The following is a 17,830-nucleotide window of genomic DNA, read 5'->3' as shown; positions in this document are numbered from 1 at the left end:
GCTAATTCCAAGACTGTTGATGCTCTTCGTAGGTTTGCGAGAAGTACTCCTCGTCCTGCGTAATGTAGAAATACAGGTCATCGGAGTCGGTCGGCTCAAGCGTGGCCTTGAGTGCCTCGAGCGACGGAGAGCAGATGGGCGTGGGCGGCAGACCCTCGTGCTTATAGGTGTTATAGGGGCTATCACTCTGCAGGTCGTCGGCGGTAACCTCGCCACCGGTGACATACATCATGGTCGCATCGCTGTTGAGATAACGCAGACCGTCGAGCTTGCCGGCAAGGCGGTTGTAGAAGACCGAGGCCACGTGCGCACGTTGATCGGCGTTGAGGCCCTCGCGCTCAACGATAGAGGCCAAGTTGACGATGTCGTAGTCGGACATCTCCACACCGTAGCGCTCCTTGATCTTGGCTTCGCAGCTCGCAAAGTCAAGCGACTTGTACTCGGTCTTAAACTGATCGAGCATGGCGCGAATCACGTCATCGGCCGTCGGCGAATCACCCAACGAATAGGTCTTGGGGAACAAGAAACCCTCGAGCGAGTCGTTGGCGGCGCCCTTAAGGAAGCTATAGTCATCCACGTAATTGGAGGCCTTAGCCTGGTTGAGGAAGTCTTCCTTAGAGATGCTGTCGTAGGCCTGGGCCACGCGGTCGGCGACTTGATCGACTGTCAGACCCTCAGGGATAGTCAGCGCATTGGAGCCCGCGTTGGGGCCTTCCATGAGCTGCTGAACAACCTTGGTCGCATCCATGAGTGTGGTGAACGAGTAGATGCCGGGCTTAAGCGACATATCGGCGTTGAGCTTTTTCACCGCCGCGTAGTAATCCTTAGGATTTTCGACGATATGGTTCTCGGAGAGAATCGAGGCGATCGTATCGCCCGAAGCACCGTCGGGAATGGTCACCGTAACCTGCTGACCAGCCGTGACCTTCGCATCCTCACCGGTAAAGAAGCCCTTGACGGCAGGCACGACAAAGAAAGCGATAGCAGCAAGCGCGATTAAGGCCACCACGACGCCGACAATCATGGGCACCGGGGAGCTTTTCTTTTGGACACCGCGACGAGCATGCGTGTTGTAGCTCGAGCGAGTCGCCGGAGCAACGCCATGCGAGCCGCGAGCGTGATGCGAATGCGATTGGGGAGCCTGCGTTCGCTGGGTAGGTGCCTGATGCTTAAAGCGGGTACCCCCTGCAGGCTGAGCCGAACGAGCAGTGGGCTGCTGAGCCGCGTGAGAAGCCGGATACTGAACCGAACGAGCAGAAGGCTGCTGACCCGTCCGTTGAACAGGTTGGGCCGAACGAGAGGAGGACTGCACCGGGCGCGCGGCAGACTGAGCTGCGCGCTGGGTCGGCTGTGCCGGACGCTGGCCAGGCTGGGCAGGGCGCGACGCCGACTGACGTGTACAATTCGGCTGGCGCGGATCGGAAGCGCTAGGCATGCGAAACCTCCTCGTTTTTACGATCAAGCCACGTCTGCAAAAACAGGCTGGCGGCAATCATGTCAATCTTGCCCCTCATCTGCTTTTCGTTGAGGCCCTGCTCGCGCAGGATACGCTTTGCCTCTTGCGAGGACAGGCGCTCGTCCTCAAACTCCAACGGAAGATCGAGCTCGTCGGCAATCTTTTGCGCAACAGCGGCAACGCGCTCGGCCTGGGGACCGGGCTCACCGGCCATGGTCAGGGGACGCCCACTTACCAGGATATCGGGCTCATAGTCCTCAACCAGGTAGCGGAACGTCTTGGCCATACCGGTGACCTCTGCAGCCGGGAGCACCTTGACAGGCATCGCCATCTTGCCATCACGGCTCGAGACGGCGATGCCGATCCTGGTCTCCCCTATGTCCAGCGCAAGCGCGACCACAGCGACTACCTAGATTCTTAGGCGCCGAGCGCGGTCTTAGCGGCCGCGAGGGCATCGGCGATGCCGGCGGCGTTCTTGCCACCGGCCTGGGCCATGTTGGGACGGCCGCCACCGCGACCGTCGACCAGGCCCGCGATCTGCTTGATCACGTTACCGGCGTGGAAACCGGCCTTGACGGCGTCATCGGAGCCGGCGGCGAGCAGGGCCGGGGTGCCCTTCTCGGTCACGCTGGCGACGACGCAGGCGACAGGACCGGCGACCTTCTGGTGCACGGTATCCCAGACGTTGCGCAGGTCGGCAGCCTCAAGGCCCTGGAGCTCAGCGACGACGAGCTTGTAGCCGTCGAGCTCGACGGCGCCCTCGATGGCGCTGGAGATAGCGTCGGAGGAGCCACCGGTCAGTGCCTTCTTGAGCTTGTTGGAAGTCTCGCGCAGCTCGGCCTGCAGGTTCTCCACGCGGGCGGGAACCTCATCCACGCGGCACTTGAGCGCAGCAGCGGCGGCGTCGACGAGCGCCAGACGGTCGGCCATGTAGTCGAGAGCACCCTTAGAGGTCACGGCCTCAATACGGCGGACGTTGGAGCCCGTAGAGGACTCGGAAATGATCTTGAACAGGCCGATCTCGGCGGTGTTGGCGGCATGGGTGCCACCGCAGAGCTCACGGGAGAACGGCTGGTCCTCGGCGCCCACGGAGACAACGCGGACGACGTCGCCATACTTCTCGCCAAACAGGGCGACAGCACCGGCGGCCTTGGCCTCGTCGATGCCCATGACGCGGGTCACGACCGGCTTGGAGGCGAAGATCTGCTGGTTAACCAGGTCCTCGACAGCCTTGAGCTGCTCGGAGGACAGGGCCTCGAAGTGCGTGAAGTCAAAGCGCAGGTGCTCGGGCGTCACCAGCGAGCCAGCCTGGGAGACATGCTCGCCCAGGACCTGCTTAAGCGCAGCGTCGAGCAGGTGGGTGGCGGTGTGGTTGCGGCGCAGGAAACCACGGCGCTCGGCGTCGAGCGCGGCGGTCACGGTAGCACCGACGGTCAATGTGCCCTCGGCAACGTGGGCGACGTGAGCATACAGGCCATTGTGGTTCTTGGTATCGGAAACGGTCAGCGCAACGCCCTCGGCGAAAAGCTCGCCGGCATCGCCCTGCTGGCCACCCATCTCGGCGTAGAACGGGGTGCGGTCGAGCACGACCTCGACGTCCTCGCCGGCGGCAGCGGACTCGACGGACTCGACGTTGCGCACGATGGCAACAACCTTGGCGCCTACGATCGCATCGTTGTCATAGCCGTCGAACTCAGTCGCGGCGACCTTGTCGGAAAGTTCGACCCACACGTCGTTGAAGCTGCCCCAGGCGTCGCCCTTGGCATTGGCGCGGGCGCGGGCCTTCTGGTCCTCCATGCAGGCGGTGAAGCCGTCCATGTCGACGTCGTGGCCAGCGGTGCCGGCGATCTCGACGGTCAGGTCGATGGGGAAACCAAAGGTGTCGTGCAGCTTAAAGGCAACGTCGCCCGGAAGGACAGCACCCTCGGCAAGCGCGGCCAGGGCCTCGTCCAGGTAGACGCGACCGTTGTCGAGCGTCGTGGAGAAACGCTCCTCCTCGGAAGCGACGATACCCTTGACGAGCGCGACGTTCTTGAGCAGCTCGGGATAGGCCTCGCCCATCTGGGCGTTGACCTCATCAATGAACTTGGTCAGGAAGGCGCCCTCGATGCCCAGCAGGCGACCGTGGAACACGGCACGGCGGAGCAGGCGGCGAAGGACGTACTCGCGACCCTCGTTACCGGGGAGAATGCCGTCCGAGATCATAAAGTCGACGGCACGAGAGTGATCCGCGATGATGCGCAGGGAGCGGCTGGCACCGGAGTAATCGTCGGCGTCATAGGTCTTGCCGCTGATCTTCTCGCCCAGCTTGATGAGGTGCTGCATCAGATCGCCGTCGTAATTAGCGGTCTTGTGCTGCATGATGGCGGCCATGCGCTCCAGACCCATGCCCGTATCGAGGTTGCGGTGCGGCAGCTCCGGCATGGAGCCATCCTCCTGGCGGTCGTACTGGGTAAACACGAGGTTCCAGAACTCAAGGAAGCGATCGCAGTCGCAGCCAGGCTTGCAGTCGGGGCTGCCGCAACCGACCTCCTCGCCCATGTCAAAGTAGATCTCAGAGCACGGACCGCAGGGACCGGTGGGGCCAGCGGCCCAGAAGTTGTCGTCCTCGCCCAAGCGGGAGATGTGGTCCTCGGCAACGCCCAGGGAGCGCCATACGTCATGGGTCTCGTCGTCCTCGGTAAAGACGGTGAAGTACAGGCGATCGAGCGGCAGCTTGAACTCCTTGGTGATGAGCTCAAAGGCCCAAGCGCAGGCCTGCTGCTTGGAGACGCCGCCAAAGGAGAAGTCGCCGAGCATCTCAAAGAAGGACAGGTGACGGCCGTCCTCGCCGATGCAATCGATGTCGTTGGTGCGGACGCACTTCTGGCAGGAGATCGCGCCGATCTCCTTCATGGTCTTCTTGCCCTGGTAGTACTCCTTAAACTGATTCATGCCGGCGTTGGCAAGCAACAGCGAAGGATCGTCGGGGACGAGGGACGAAGAAGGATAGAGCTTAAGACCGCGCTCCTCAAAGAAGTTGAGGAACTTAGAGCGAATCTCGGCCGTAGTCATTGACGGGTAGTCAGCACTCATAGAGGGAATCTCCTCGGTTTCACATCGAAACAGTTCAAACGTAACGATATTACCATCCCACCGCGCCTGTGCAAAAAAGAGGGCCGCCAAACAGCGACCCTCCAGCGAAAGTGCACGTTATTTAGGTCTGTCAAATACTTTGAAAAAAAATGATTTCGGTATAATTGCATATAAGAATCGTCCGGAAGGAGCGATCGATGAATAGCAAACGGTTTGTCGTGAATGCACTAACCTCGGTAGCCCTTTTAGCAATCTTCGCTTACTCGAGCTGGTATGTGAACCAGCCGAGATTTGGCTACGCATTGTACGCAGTAACATCTGGCGATAAAGCGTATTACACCCTAAGCGCAATTGACGCCATCTTTTTCTATGTGGCTGGCCCCTTATCAATCACTTTGATCGCGTTTATTGTTATTTACAACATCAAGAAACGCTAACAGGGCCTATTTGGAATCCGAATCGTCCATGGAGCCGTCGATGCCGGTTTTGGTGTCGTCGTCAGAGCTTGTGTCGTCGTCCTTGGCAAAGGGGTTCTTAAAGAAACCCGTCGCGTCGGGCTGCAGGCCTGAGAGCTTAATCCAGGGATTATCGAGCTCGGGCTTGGGCATGGCCTTGGCCTCGGGCGCGGTCTCGTTGCCGATGAGCTCGGACTCATAGATGAACGTATCGTCGCCAAGCGCGTCGTAGACGGCAACTGGGTTACCCTCGGTATCGCGATACGGAGTGCCCTTAAACACGGCGCCATCGTATGCCACGAGCTGACGCCCGGTCTCGTTCTCAAAGTAGTAGACGAAAATGCCCTTGAGGGCCGCGCACAGCGGAATGGCGATAACCATGCCGATGGGACCCATGAGTGCCGAACCGATAACGAGAGCCGTCAGGCTCATAACGGGATGCACCTGCACCGAGCTCTGCATGACCTTAGGCGAAATGACATTATCGGTGACGTTTTGAGCCACCATGGTCACGACAAGCGTCCACAACGCCAGCATGGGGCTGAACATAAAGCCGAGCACCGTGGCGATCGCCGCACTCACCCAGGGACCGACAACCGGAACCAGGTGCATAATGCCGGTAAAGATAGCCATGAGTGCTGCATACGGATGGCCGATGATCGTAAAACCAATAAAGGCAAGAAAACCGCCACAGATCGATGTGATGACCATGCCACGCATGTAGCCGCCGACCGAACGCGAAAGGATGGCCACCATAAAGCGGTACGAGGTCTCCTTTTCCTGCCCGATGATGGTGCAGACCTCGTGGTGCATGCGGGGATAATCGCAGGCAAGCCAGTAGGCAAGCACCAGACCCAGGAAGATGACGAACAGCTGCGAGGCCGTGTTGGTAATGAGCGGAAACACACCGCGGCCGAGCTCAGCAGCGATTTGCGAGACGTACTTGGACGCTACGGTAACCAACGAAGAAAGATTGTCGTCCAGATACTCCTTGAGCGGCGTGTTGTTGAGCGTCTTAGCGTGCGAGAGCATCTCGTTGAGATCGCCACCCGCAACACGAAGCTGCTCGGGCAGGCGGCTCAGGACTTCCATGATTTGACCGAGCAAAATAGGCGATAGGATGCAGACGACGCCGACGAGCACGGCAACAACCACAATGAGTGCGATGAGCGAACCGAGGCCACGTCCGACACCGTGATGCTCGAGCCAGTTGGTGATCGGAGACATCACAAAAGCGATGATGGAACCGACAGCGAGAAACTCGATGACCGGTGCCAGGATGCCCATAAGGTTAAAGATGACGGCAGCGATGACAATGCAGCCGACGACGCCCCAAATGCGCAGCGTCAGAATGCGGGTATCGCGAAGCGTGCGGTCGATTTGTTGGGGGTGCTCACTCATGAACGAATCATCACTCCGTCGGGGTCAATCTTATCTTGAATCTTCTTAAGGGTACGGCGCAGCAGGCGCGAGACCTGCACCTGCGAGATGCCAAGCTTCTTGGCAATCTCGATCTGGGTCATGCCCTTAACGAAGCGCAGCTCGATAACCTCGCGCTCGCGCGGCGAGAAATCGCGGATGGCTTCCTCGATTACCAGGCGGTCATCGGTAAAGTCGAGCTCGTTGTCGTCGTCGGCATAGCGATCGAGAATCGAAGGCGCATCATCGGAATCGGACGCACCGGGGGCCTCGATGGGCACCGAGGTGTAAGCCGAGGAAGATTCCATGGCTTCGAGCACCTCGTCGACGGTCACGTCCAGGTATTCGGCGATTTCCTCAACCTTGGGCGAACGCTGCAGCTCGTTGGTGAGCTTATCGGTAGCCTGGTTGACCTTGGCCGAGAGCTCCTGCAAACGACGGGGCACGCGCACGCTCCAGCCCTTGTCGCGGAAATGACGCTTAATCTCACCCATAATAGTAGGTGTGGCAAACGTCGTGAACTCGAGCCCGCGCTCAGGGTCAAAGCGGTCGATAGCCTTGAGCAGGCCCAAATAGCCGACCTGCAAAAGGTCATCGAGCGGCTCGCCGCGGTTCTTAAATTTGTTGGCAAGAAACCTTACCAGGTTCATATGGGACATGACGAGCTGCTCGCGAGCATCCGGATCACCGGTCTCCTTATAACGACGAAACAGCTCGCGGGTTTTCTCCTTGTCCCAAGCGGTCTTGCCGCTCCGGGAACGTTCGGTCATATTAGATATCCGCCTTGAGGTCGAGGGAAAGCGTTAGAGGCGCCGCAGTCTTTTCGTAGGAATCGCACACGCTTGCAAGAATGAGCTCGGCATACACAGCAGCCTGGTCATCCTCGTCGACGGTGGCCTGTTCCCCAAAGGTAAAGGTCATGCCGACGTGAGATTCGTCCACATCGAAATTGATCGTGATGTCGTCGCAGTCGACCGCGGTGCACCCAAAGATGAAGGCTTCCTCGGCAGCCATGCGGATATCCTCGATGCGATCGACGGACATAGAGCACAGGGCGCCGACGTTGGCGGCCGTCATGCGCACCAAGCGCGCGAGACGCGGATCACCGGCAACGCTCAGCGTAATGGGGCAGGTTGCTTCACTACTCATCGCAGGACTCCTCGGAGGTCTCGGCAGGCGTATAGGTGTAATACTGAGCAGGCTTAGCAGCGGGCTTCTGAACATCATCGTCGTCAGCAGCGGCATCGTCATCGTCAATCAGAACGCGCTCAGTAGGCTGCTCGGCCTCGGCGGCGGCAGCGGCGAGCTTGCGATCGGCGTCGGCTGCAGGAGCCTTCACCTTATTGAAGAGCTTCTGCACGGCGCCAGCAGCAGAATCAGTCACGCTCGATACGGCATTGCTAGCCTCGGCCACGCTGCCCGTGACCTCGGAGATGTCGCGAACGACCGCCTCAACCTCAACGAGGTTAGACGTCAGAGCATCAACGGCAGTCTTGCTCGACTTGAGGAGCGGCTCAACCTGGGCAAGTGCCGGCGTAAGCTCGTCAACGGCGCCATCGAGCTTTGCCACCACGGGCTGTGCCTCGGCGAGCGTATTGTTAAGGTCACTCACCGTCTTGTCGAGCGAGTCGACGACGGTGCGGGTCTTGCGCAGCGTGAGCGCGAGCTCGACAACAGCCCACACGCCGGCAACGGCGAGCACCAGCAGGGCGATTTGAATGGGACTCATACAAGCCTCCCGAAGGAATCGAAATACAGACGTTTTTCATGGTACCCCAAAGAAGTGCAAAGATACCCAAAGGGAATGCGCGAGGCGCCAATGGCCTACTTGGGAGCGTTGCCGCTACGGTCGCGCTCGCTTTGCTCCACACGCCACTCTTCCCAACCGCGGCCGGCAGGCTGCCAGAACGCACCGCGCTCCAACCCCTCGGGCAAATAGCGCTGATCGACCCAGCCTTCGGGATAATCGTGCGGGTACTTGTATACACCGTACTCGTCGCTGCCGGGACGGTGACGATCGCGCAGGTAGCTGGGCACCTCGCGAAGACCACTGCTGTGGATATCGGCCAGCGCCGCATCGATCGAGGCCTCACACGCGTTGGACTTAGGCGCCAGGCACACATAGAGCGCAGCCTGAGCCAGGTTGATGCGACACTCGGGATAGCCAATGACCTCGGCAGATTTAAATGCGGCATGTGCCACCAAAAGCGCCTGCGGGTCGGCGTTGCCAACATCCTCGGAAGCCTGAATCATAATGCGGCGAGCGATAAACTTGGGATCCTCCCCCGCATCGATCATGCGCGCAAGCCAATAAATGGTGGCATCGGGATCGCTGCCTCGCATGGACTTGATGAACGCGCTAATAATGTCGTAGTGCATATCACCGTTTTTGTCATACGAAAACCCACGACGCGGATTGGCGATCTTCACGTCATCCACGGTAATGGGATAGCGTTCCCCCGCCGCCGGCGCTGGCGTTCCCTCGGTATCGGGACGCGTAACGGCAATCTCACTCGCAAGCTCGAGCGTCGTGAGCGCCGAGCGCGCATCACCCGCGGCCAGCGTGCAAATGGTCTTGACTGTATCCTCATCGGCCGAGAACTTACCGTTTAAACCCTGCGGCGCCTCGAGCGCACGCTCAATGAGCGTGGCGATATCCTCGTCCTTCAGGTGCTCAAGCTCTACCACACGCCCACGCGAGAGCAATGCCGAGTTGACCTCAAAGTACGGGTTTTCCGTCGTGGCGCCAATCATAATGACGGTGCGGTTCTCGACCGCATGCAGCAGGGCATCTTGCTGCGATTTCGAAAAGCGATGGATCTCATCGATAAACAGAATGGTGCGGCGGTCGTAGGTGTTCAGACGGGTCTTAGCCTCATCGATTACGCGGCGCAGGTCCTTCACAGTGCCCGTCACGGCGCTGACCTCGACAAACTCGCTCTTGGTATGGTTGGCGATAATGTGGGCCAGCGTCGTCTTGCCCGTGCCAGCCGGGCCGTACAGAATCACGCTCGACAGCACGTCATGCTCAATCGCGGCGCGCAGCCACGAGCCCTTACCGACGGCCTTTTGCTGGCCCACATACTCGTCGAGCGAATTGGGGCGCATACGCACCGCAAGCGGCGCATTTTTAAAGGAGCGCTCGCGCGTCGAAGCAGAAAAAAGGTCGTCCATAGCCATCCCGTGCATTAATCAAAATCGTTGTTGACCAACAGTATACCGAAAGGATACGAACTACCGTTCGTTAATATAGGTGCGGTGCGGAAACTTTAGACCTGGGAACAATTTGCTCGTCAGCTCGCAGAAATAACCATCCGTCATGCTTGCGATGTAATCGACGACGGCCTGATCCTTGTCGTCCTGCCAAGCATAGGTGCGGCCATAATAGGAAAGCTGCTGCTCAATACGCGAAATGTGGTGCTTAAAGATGTAGGAGGACTCGTCACCCTCGTTTATATCCTGCAGGCAACGGTCGTAGAGCTTTTCGAAGGCCTCGCGCAGTTCCGCTTCAGAGTCGCCTTCGATACCGCCCTTGCTATAGATCTTCTCGTAGTTCTCGCGCTTAGCCCGGCGGATCTCCTCAAACAGGTCCCCGCTCATCTCGATACGCGGTTTGCCGTAGCTATGCTCAACGATATCGATGGATGCGTGCGTGAGAATCCAGCTGTTATAGGCGCCGCCCCGACCGTCGTCAAAAGCGTCGGGCGACAGCAGGCCAGCCGCAATGGCGTCCTGGCGATCGCGCCCAACGTAGGCAAGGATATCCGAGATGCGAACGACGCAGCCCTCGAGCGTCATGGGACGCAGGTGCTCAATCGCGCTATAGCCTGTGGCAATGCATTCCTCGACGGTTCGGTCGAACTGGTCAAAGGAACCCATGTCCGAAAGCTCAAAAACACGCTGCTCGTACTCGCCGTTATGGCATAGCACGCCATCGAGCGTTTGAAGCGACACGTTGCGACCGTACAGCGCATCGAGGACGCGGACCGACTGCACGTTATGGAAAAAGAAGCGACCCGTACGCTCGTGATAGATATCGTTGAGGAATCGCTCGCCGGCATGGCCAAAGGGCGTGTGACCCAAGTCGTGGCCTAAGCCAATCGCCTCGATCAGATCGCAGTTGAGCCCCAGAGCACGTCCGATATCACGCGCGATGCGCGAGACAAGCTGCACGTGCAGGCCTCGGCGCGACAGGTCATCGTTACTGCGAAAACTGAAGACCTGAGTTTTGCCGGCGTATCGGGCATACGCAGGCAGATGAAGAATCTTTTCGGTATCGCGCATAAAGGCCGGACGCATGAGCGTGCCCTCGTCTGCGGCTCGATCAACGCGACGGATGACCTGGTCATCGTCGCAACGGTACGGGTTGACATAGCCCGAAGCACGATCTGCGGCAATGCGCTCGACAAGTTCGGGCGATAACGCCGAGGGAATACGGTCCATGCGCGCCTTAATGACGGCCGTTTCTTGATTAGATGCCATGGCATGCTCCTTAAGAAGGATGCGCAATCGGTTACAATGTGCAGCCCACGACCTCGATTATGGCAAAAATCGGCACCAAAAACGGCAGCAAAGGCAGGGAGCGCGATTTTGTGAAGAGGCAGGAGAGGGCAAGGGCCAGGAGCGCAACGGCAAATGCCACGATGCCGCCCATAGGGTCGAGCGTGCAAAGCGCGAAGAGCGCCTTGGCGTCCCCCATGCCAATGCCAGGGACGTGGCGAACACGACGCCAGAGTGACTCAGTAAGCACAAGGGCAAGGTAGACGATGACCGCAAGACCGGCGTGGTCAAACGCCGTGTTAACACCCTTGTCGAGCCAAACGCCTGCAAGTGCCGCCACCGCACACGCGCCGGCAAGCTGATTGGGAAACCGCCGCTCACGGGCATCAATCACCGCGCCGGCAAAGAAACAAATCCAAAACGGGATATAGACCATCGTGCACCTCCATGAACAGCTGCTCAAAAGCAAAAACCACCACAAAGGTACAGGCACCTTTGTGGTGGTTTTGATGGTGGTTATTTGGCGCCTTGCATGACCTCGTCGAGGGTAACGTTGACGGCGTGCTGCGTCGGGACCCAGTCGACCTTTAGGAACAGCGCTGCCACCGTGATGGGGATATAGCTGAACATAAAGATCGGGAAGGTAAACAGGTTGGTCACCAGGCGCCACTTTTGCGCACAATGAATGTGCTTGTACTCAAAGATGGTCGTAAGTAGCGCCAGGATAAAGAAGGTCTGGTACATCATCGCGAAGGTCATAATGAGCGAGGCGGCACAAGCCTGCATCTCGACCTCGGTGGCCAAGAAGCCATGCGAAAGCCCGCCCACGATGAGAAAGGTAGCGTTGGCGAGCATGGAGATCAGGGACAGCAACATGCCCGGAGCGATGGTCATAAACATGTCATATGCGGCAAAGCGATGATAGCAAAACGTCGATTTGACCAGATGCTTACCGTAGGTAAAGAACACCTGGTAGAAGCCCTTGGTCCAGCGCATACGCTGCTTCCAAGACGCTTTAAACGTCACGGGTTGCTCGTCAAAAAACTCCGCCGGCGCATAGCCAATGCGAATGCCGTGAATGGCGCAGAACGTGGTGAACTGAATATCCTCGGTCAGCGTGTGGAACTGCCAGCCGTGCATACCCTCGATAACACTGGCGGAGATGAGGTAGCCCGAACCCGAGACGGCACAGGACGTCTTGCAGATATTACGCGCGTTGTTAAGGAAACGCGCCTCGCGCAGGTACCAAGTGGCGTTGGCAGCCGAGATCCACGAGCTGCCAAAGTTCTTGGAGTTGCGGTAGCTTGTGACCACATGGAATCCCTGGTCAAAGGCGTCATTCATCTTGGAGACGTAATCGCGGGAGATAACGTTGTCGGCATCGAAGATAAAGTAGCCCTCAAAGGTATCGGGATACTCGTTAAGAATGCGGTCAAAACCAAAGTCCATGACCCAGCTCTTGCCTTTACGGGCCAGGTCGTTTCGCTCGTACACGACAGCGCCCGCCTCGCGCGCGAGCTGCGCGGTGTTATCGGTGCAGGCATCGGCGACGACAAAGACCTCGATGAGCTCGGACGGATAATCCTGGTCTTTGATGGAGCGAACGAGGTTGGCGATAACGGCCTCCTCGTTGTGTGCTGCAATAAAGAAGGCATACCGGTGGAGTTTTTTGGCCTTGGGAGGCGCGACCTCGCCGCGGAGAGCACCGATGACAAAGAAGACCACCTGGTACAAGAAGCAGACCGTGAGCAGCGTGACGACAATCTGGTTGAAGATCACGATGGGTGTGTTGGTTTGTAAAAAGGCGAGCATGCAGGCTCCCAGGAACGCGTTACGTAAACAACCGTATATCTTACCGCAGGCTAGGGGCGTTCAAGAAACCACCTAATACTGGCTAGGCTTCGAGCAGGCCGAGCTGCGGTACGATTTCGTCGCCGGCAGCAGTGCGACCAAGCGAACGCGGGGCCAGGTCGTCAAGAACCGCAGCGAGATCCCACGGCAGCTCGTCGCGGCGCTCAATGCGCTCCCCCGTCACGGGATGATCGAACGCTACGCGCCAGGAATGGAGGAATTGCCTGGTCAGACCCTGATCGGCGCGTGCATCGCACTTGCCGTAGAGCGGATCGCCCACGCAGGCGTGGTTGATATGGCGCATGTGCACGCGAATCTGATGCGTGCGACCGGTAAACAGGTGACACTCAACGAGTGTGTAGCCGTCATCAAAGCGCGTGGAATCAAAACGCTCAAGGACCTTGAAGGTCGTGATGGCTTGGCGCGCAAAGGGATCGTCCGAAACCGCCATCTTCACGCGGTCGCGCGTCGATCGGGCAATACCGGTGTTGATGGTGCCCTCGTCCATGGCGATGTGCCCGTGAACGAGCGTAATGTAGCGGCGGTCGAGCGTGCGCGTACGGATAAGATTTTGGAGCGCGCGCTGGGTGTCGTCGTCCTTTGCCGCAAGCATAAGACCTGAGGTATCGCGATCCAAACGATGCACGATACCGGGGCGGTCCTCGCCCTGCACGGTGCCCAGATGGTCGATACCACAGTGATAGACCAGGGCATTCGCGAGCGTACCGCTCTCATGACCATGCGCAGGATGGCACACCAGGCCGCGCTGCTTGGAGAGCACGATGAGATAGTCGTCCTCGTAGCGAATGTCGAGCGGGATGGCCTCGGGAATCACATCGGTGGGATCGTGCGGCTCGGGCAAATCAACCGAAATACGGTCACCGGCTCGCACGGCGTACTTTTTGGACAGGCAGGTCTCGCCATTGACCACTACGGCCCCACCCTCAATCAGATGCGCGCAGGCAGAGCGCGTAGGGCAGCCGTCATTGGCGCCCAGATAGGCGTCAAGACGCTGACCAGCGGCATCGTCGGCAACAAGGATATGGATGTCGGCCATTAGCGCTCATTCCTTTCACGAATCTTGCGGGCACGCTCCCCACGTTGTTTAGCCTTGCGCTTGGCGCGGGCCTCATCACGGGCGTTAAGCTCGGCGGTCGCATCGACCTCACGGGCCGCGGGGCTCAAGAACATGTAACCGAAGAGGGCGAGCACTACACCGACCGTAATGCCGATATCGGCCACATTGAAGACGGGGAAGTCGATGAAGGTGGTGGCAATAAAATCGGTCACGAAGCCAAAGGCCAAACGATCGATTGCGTTACCGATAGCACCGCCCGCAACCATCGCCATGCCCACAACCTCAAGATGGGCAAGCTGGGGTGCACGAACGAGGTACACAAAAATAGCGATAATGACCGCCAACGCCAGCACGGCAAACGCGATGCCATGCCCCTCGCCCATGCTAAAGGCGGCACCGATATTGCGGACAAACATAAAGTCGATGACACCAGGGATGACGGTCACATGCAAAGCGTCGCCCACGGCACGAACCGCAAACTTGGTCAGCTGGTCAAGAAGCAGCACAACCAGCGCCATCCCACCAGCAACACCCAACCGCCAACGCAAAGGCGGCGTCATATCCCCAGTACGACCCAAATCAATCCCCTACCCTCAAGAACATCGAATTACGTTTAACGCAAATCAATATCTTATATTGACCAGCAACGAAATAGCCGATGATTCGTTACCAACAGCGAAAACCCGCCAGAGCGAGCAAGGTGCCTTGAAGCAAGGCGGCATAGACCTTCTGGTCATGCCGCCGAAGCTGAAAGGCAGATTGCCGCTCTGGCGGGTTTGCAGCGTCAACCTGTTACGCGGTTTGGTAAAACCGCGTAACTACAAAGCGTTCGCACACCTCTCGCAGATGTGAGCGTGGCCGTTGTACTCGCCGACGGTGGTGCGGTAGTTCCAGCAACGGTCGCAGCACTCGCCCTCAGCAGCCTCGATGGCAACGGAGAGCTCCTCGCCCTGGGTCAACTCAACATCGGAGACGATGTAGAACTCGGCCAGGTCGACGGCCTTGTCGCCGGTCAGCAGCGCGTACATCTCGGCGGGAACGACCGCCTTGACGCGGACCTGCTGGCTCTTGGTGAAGGTACCGGCGGAGCGGGCGTCCTCAAGGGCCTTGGTCACGGCGCTACGGAGCTCGAGTGAAGCCTCGAGCACGCCCTCGAACTCATTGGCCTCGTCGACCGTAATGGGCGACTTATACCAATCGAGCAGCGCAGCGTACTTCTGGTGATCGACGCAGCCGGCAGGCGCATAGGCCATGGCCTCGTCGACCGTGTAGGACAGGATCGGCTGCAGGTCGCGCATGAGCATCGAGAAGAGCTCGGCAAGCACGGTCTGGGCGCTGCGACGCTCGAGCGAGCCGGGCTTATCGCAGTACAGACGGTCCTTCAGGGCGTCGAGGTACACGTTAGAGAGCTCGGTAACCACGAAGTCGTAGAGCGCACGGTAGGCGCGCGGGAACTCGTAGCAAGAGTAGGCGTCGTCAACCTCGGCCTGGACCTGAGTCAGGCGGGCAACCATGAGCTTGTCGAGCGGCAGCAGGTCGGCAAAGGCGACGCCGTCGGTCTCGGGCTCAAACTGACCCTCGAGCTCGGAGAGCAGGAAGCGCAGCGTGTTGCGGAAACGACGGTAGGCATCGGAGGTACGAGCAAGGATCTCGTGGTCGATGGACACGTCGGAGCTGGTATCGACGGAGGCAACCCACAGGCGGATGATGTCGGCGCCCATCTCGTCGCAGACCTTGATGGGGTCGATGACGTTGCCGAGCGACTTCGACATCTTACGGCCCTGGCCGTCGAGCGTGAAGCCCTGCGAGACGACCGCCTTGTACGGAGCATGGCCGTTGGCGCCCACCGAGGTGAGCAGCGAGCTCTGGAACCAACCACGGTGCTGGTCGGAGCCCTCGAGGTAGACGTCCGCCGGGTACTCCAGCTCGGGACGGTACTCGCAGACGGCCTTCCAGGAGACGCCGGAGTCCCACCACACGTCAAGAATGTCCTTATCGGCCTTGAGGTGATGGCCACCGCACTTGGGGCAGACGCAGGCCTCGCCCAGGTAGCTCTCGGGAGCGTCGGTGAACCAGGCGTCGGAGCCCTTCTCGTGGAAGAGCTTGATGACGGCGTCGAGCGTAGCGTCGTTCATGACCTTCTCACCGCAGTCGGCGCAGGTGTAGCTGGGGATAGGCACGCCCCAGTTGCGCTGACGGCTGATGCACCAGTCGGGACGCTGCTCGACCATGGCGCCAATGCGGTTGGCCGCGTGGGCCGGATACCATTTGACGTTCTCGCGGACCTCCTTGCCAGCCTGCTCGCGCAGACCGGTCTTGTCCATCGAGACAAACCACTGGTCGGTAGCACGGAAGAGCACCGGATGCTTGCAGCGCCAGCAGTGCGGATAGCTGTGCGTGATCTTCTTCTCGAGGACCAGGGTACCGCGCTCGCGCAGGAACTCGATGATGTGTGGGTTGGCCTCGTCGGTGTCCATACCGCTGAAGGGGCCACCGGTACCAAACTCCTCGCCGGTGTAGAACTTGCCGTCGTCATCGACCGGCATGCAAATGTCGGTGATGCCCTCCTTGAGGCAGGCGAAGTAGTCGTCGACGCCGTGGCCGGGCGAATTGTGGACGATACCGGTACCGTCATCGACACCGACGTAATCGGCCAGCAGCGCCACGCCCTCAACGCCGTCAAAGATCGGCTGCTTGTAGTGGATGTGGTGGAAGGTCTCGGCGGGCACCACGTAGGGCTTGCCGTCGACCATGACCGGGGTGTACTCCCAGCCAAACTCATCGCAGCACTTGGGAGCCAGGTCCTCGAGCATGACCTCGGCACGGCCATCGTGCTCAACGGCGACGTAGGCGGCGCCGGGCTTGAGGGAAACTGCCTGGTCGGACGGGATGGTCCACGGCGTAGTCGTCCAGATGATAAAGTCGACCGGGCCGTCGAAGTTCTCGAGGCCGGCGGGCTTGGAGGTCATCTCAAAGCGAACGAAGATGGAAGGGCTCGTCTCGTCGGAGTACTCGATCTCGGCCTCGGCGAGCGCGGTGTGACAGTGCTTGCACCAGTGAACCGGCTTGTGGCCGCGATAGATCATGCCCTTATCGAACATGGCCTTGAAGACCTCGATGTCGGCGGCGTCATGCTGGTGATAGAGCGTCAGATATGGGTTGTCCCAGTCGCCGAGCACGCCCAGGCGACGGAAGCCGGCCTTCTGCAGCTCGATGTTCTCGACAGCGAACTTGTTGCAGAGCTCACGGATCTTGGCCGTGGAAGTCTGGTTGAACTTCTCGGTGCCGAGCTTCTCCTCGACCTTGTGCTCAATCGGCTGACCGTGGCAGTCCCAACCGGGGACATAGGGAACCTCATAGCCCTGCATCATCCAGTAACGGTTGATCATGTCCTTGGAGATCTTGTTCATGGCGTGGCCGATGTGGATCGGGCCGTTGGCGTACGGAGGGCCGTCGTGCAGCACGAACTTCTTGTGACCCTCGTTCTTCTTCAGAACCTGCTCGTAGACCTTGTTGTCCTGCCAGTCCTTGAGTCGCTTGGGCTCGGACTTGGAAAGACCGGCACGCATGGGAAAACCGGTCTTGGGCAGATTCATCGTCTGCTTGTACTCGTTTGCCACGGTACCCCTTTCATGTCGTGGGCGCGCACGCCCTCTGGGCACCAAAAAAGCGCCCGTCCCTACAAGCTGGGACGAAGCGCCACAAAACGGGCCGTGTGCCCGCAAAAGCTCTTCGCTTAACCACCCAGCTTAGATGCCCTCGCCCGCGTATTCGCGCGCTCGCATCCGTTACTCGGCTGGTCTGTATCGACGACCATCTCGGCGATGTCTACTAAGACGTGTCTGCACGACGCGTCCGTTGGGACCGCAGCTCCGGGGTGATTTTCATCGGTCGCATGCGCGGGTTCTCAGCACTCCCCGCTCTCTGTAGCATGCGGATGGCCGACTACTCGTCCCCATCAACGCTTATGCGGAGTATGCTAGCACGTTCCGCGCC

The 17,830-nt window shown here is 59.3% G+C and carries 15 protein-coding genes; 1 reads left to right on the top strand and 14 read right to left on the bottom strand.

Annotated elements, in window-relative coordinates; all coding sequences use genetic code 11:
• Window position 1 precedes the first annotated feature (1 nt).
• From mltG to alaS, 3 genes are read right to left on the bottom strand one after another with little or no spacing between them, the layout of a single operon-like run.
• Window positions 2-1,435 (bottom strand): endolytic transglycosylase MltG, encoded by a 1,434-nt coding sequence (mltG, locus tag AAAT03_RS01515; protein ID WP_349102410.1) that lies wholly within the window; start codon window positions 1,433-1,435, stop codon window positions 2-4.
• Window positions 1,428-1,856 carry a Holliday junction resolvase RuvX gene (gene ruvX / locus AAAT03_RS01510; protein WP_035138185.1) on the bottom strand — a complete coding sequence of 143 codons (429 nt, stop codon included), beginning with the start codon at window positions 1,854-1,856 and terminating at the stop codon, window positions 1,428-1,430. Before ruvX ends, mltG begins: the two co-directional genes overlap by 8 nt.
• A gap of 17 nt (window positions 1,857-1,873) precedes the next feature.
• Window positions 1,874-4,531 carry an alanine--tRNA ligase gene (gene alaS, locus AAAT03_RS01505; RefSeq protein ID WP_118225837.1) on the bottom strand — a complete coding sequence of 886 codons (2,658 nt, stop codon included), beginning with the start codon at window positions 4,529-4,531 and terminating at the stop codon, window positions 1,874-1,876.
• A gap of 197 nt (window positions 4,532-4,728) precedes the next feature.
• Here alaS and AAAT03_RS01500 point away from each other — a divergent pair, with 197 nt between their 5' ends.
• Window positions 4,729-4,968, top strand: a complete 240-nt coding sequence (locus AAAT03_RS01500) for a hypothetical protein (protein ID WP_124786219.1) — start codon at window positions 4,729-4,731, stop codon at window positions 4,966-4,968.
• Between the two features lie 6 nt (window positions 4,969-4,974).
• On the opposite strand, the gene AAAT03_RS01495 is transcribed toward AAAT03_RS01500, so the two are convergent.
• The 11 genes from AAAT03_RS01495 to ileS all read right to left on the bottom strand — a co-directional run bounded on the left by AAAT03_RS01495 (window position 4,975) and on the right by ileS (window position 17,454).
• Window positions 4,975-6,387, bottom strand: coding sequence for an AI-2E family transporter (locus AAAT03_RS01495; RefSeq protein ID WP_349102409.1), 1,413 nt, complete (start codon window positions 6,385-6,387; stop codon window positions 4,975-4,977).
• The gene (locus AAAT03_RS01490; protein WP_117790364.1) at window positions 6,384-7,175 is read right to left on the bottom strand and encodes an RNA polymerase sigma factor SigF; all 792 of its coding nucleotides are present in this window, start codon (window positions 7,173-7,175) and stop codon (window positions 6,384-6,386) included. Before AAAT03_RS01490 ends, AAAT03_RS01495 begins: the two co-directional genes overlap by 4 nt.
• A gap of 1 nt (window position 7,176) precedes the next feature.
• The gene (locus AAAT03_RS01485) at window positions 7,177-7,554 is read right to left on the bottom strand and encodes an ATP-binding protein (RefSeq protein ID WP_117629310.1); all 378 of its coding nucleotides are present in this window, start codon (window positions 7,552-7,554) and stop codon (window positions 7,177-7,179) included.
• On the bottom strand, window positions 7,547-8,134 hold the full coding sequence (locus AAAT03_RS01480) for a hypothetical protein (protein ID WP_124786221.1): 588 nt from the start codon (window positions 8,132-8,134) through the stop codon (window positions 7,547-7,549). The genes AAAT03_RS01485 and AAAT03_RS01480 overlap by 8 nt, the downstream gene beginning before the upstream one ends.
• Window positions 8,135-8,229: 95 nt before the next feature.
• Window positions 8,230-9,579, bottom strand: a complete 1,350-nt coding sequence (locus AAAT03_RS01475; RefSeq protein ID WP_164473304.1) for a replication-associated recombination protein A — start codon at window positions 9,577-9,579, stop codon at window positions 8,230-8,232.
• A gap of 60 nt (window positions 9,580-9,639) precedes the next feature.
• Window positions 9,640-10,887, bottom strand: a complete 1,248-nt coding sequence (locus AAAT03_RS01470; RefSeq protein WP_117790368.1) for an HD domain-containing protein — start codon at window positions 10,885-10,887, stop codon at window positions 9,640-9,642.
• Window positions 10,888-10,918: 31 nt separating this feature from the next.
• Window positions 10,919-11,341, bottom strand: a complete 423-nt coding sequence (locus tag AAAT03_RS01465; protein WP_117773845.1) for a prepilin peptidase — start codon at window positions 11,339-11,341, stop codon at window positions 10,919-10,921.
• Window positions 11,342-11,421: 80 nt separating this feature from the next.
• Window positions 11,422-12,717 (bottom strand): glycosyltransferase family 2 protein, encoded by a 1,296-nt coding sequence (locus AAAT03_RS01460; protein ID WP_117773846.1) that lies wholly within the window; start codon window positions 12,715-12,717, stop codon window positions 11,422-11,424.
• Between the two features lie 82 nt (window positions 12,718-12,799).
• Complete coding sequence (locus AAAT03_RS01455; protein WP_117773847.1) at window positions 12,800-13,813, bottom strand: RluA family pseudouridine synthase; 1,014 nt, start codon at window positions 13,811-13,813, stop codon at window positions 12,800-12,802.
• A complete protein-coding gene (gene lspA, locus AAAT03_RS01450; RefSeq protein WP_231501590.1) occupies window positions 13,813-14,340 on the bottom strand; it encodes a signal peptidase II in 528 nt (175 codons plus the stop codon). Before lspA ends, AAAT03_RS01455 begins: the two co-directional genes overlap by 1 nt.
• A gap of 312 nt (window positions 14,341-14,652) precedes the next feature.
• A complete protein-coding gene (gene ileS, locus AAAT03_RS01445) occupies window positions 14,653-17,454 on the bottom strand; it encodes an isoleucine--tRNA ligase (protein WP_349102408.1) in 2,802 nt (933 codons plus the stop codon).
• Between the last annotated feature and the right edge of the window lie 376 nt (window positions 17,455-17,830).

Origin of the sequence: Collinsella sp. CLA-AA-H167, from assembly GCF_040095305.1 — a bacterium.
Classification (GTDB): Bacteria; Actinomycetota; Coriobacteriia; order Coriobacteriales; family Coriobacteriaceae; genus Collinsella.
This window is presented reverse-complemented; position numbering and strand designations above follow the sequence as displayed.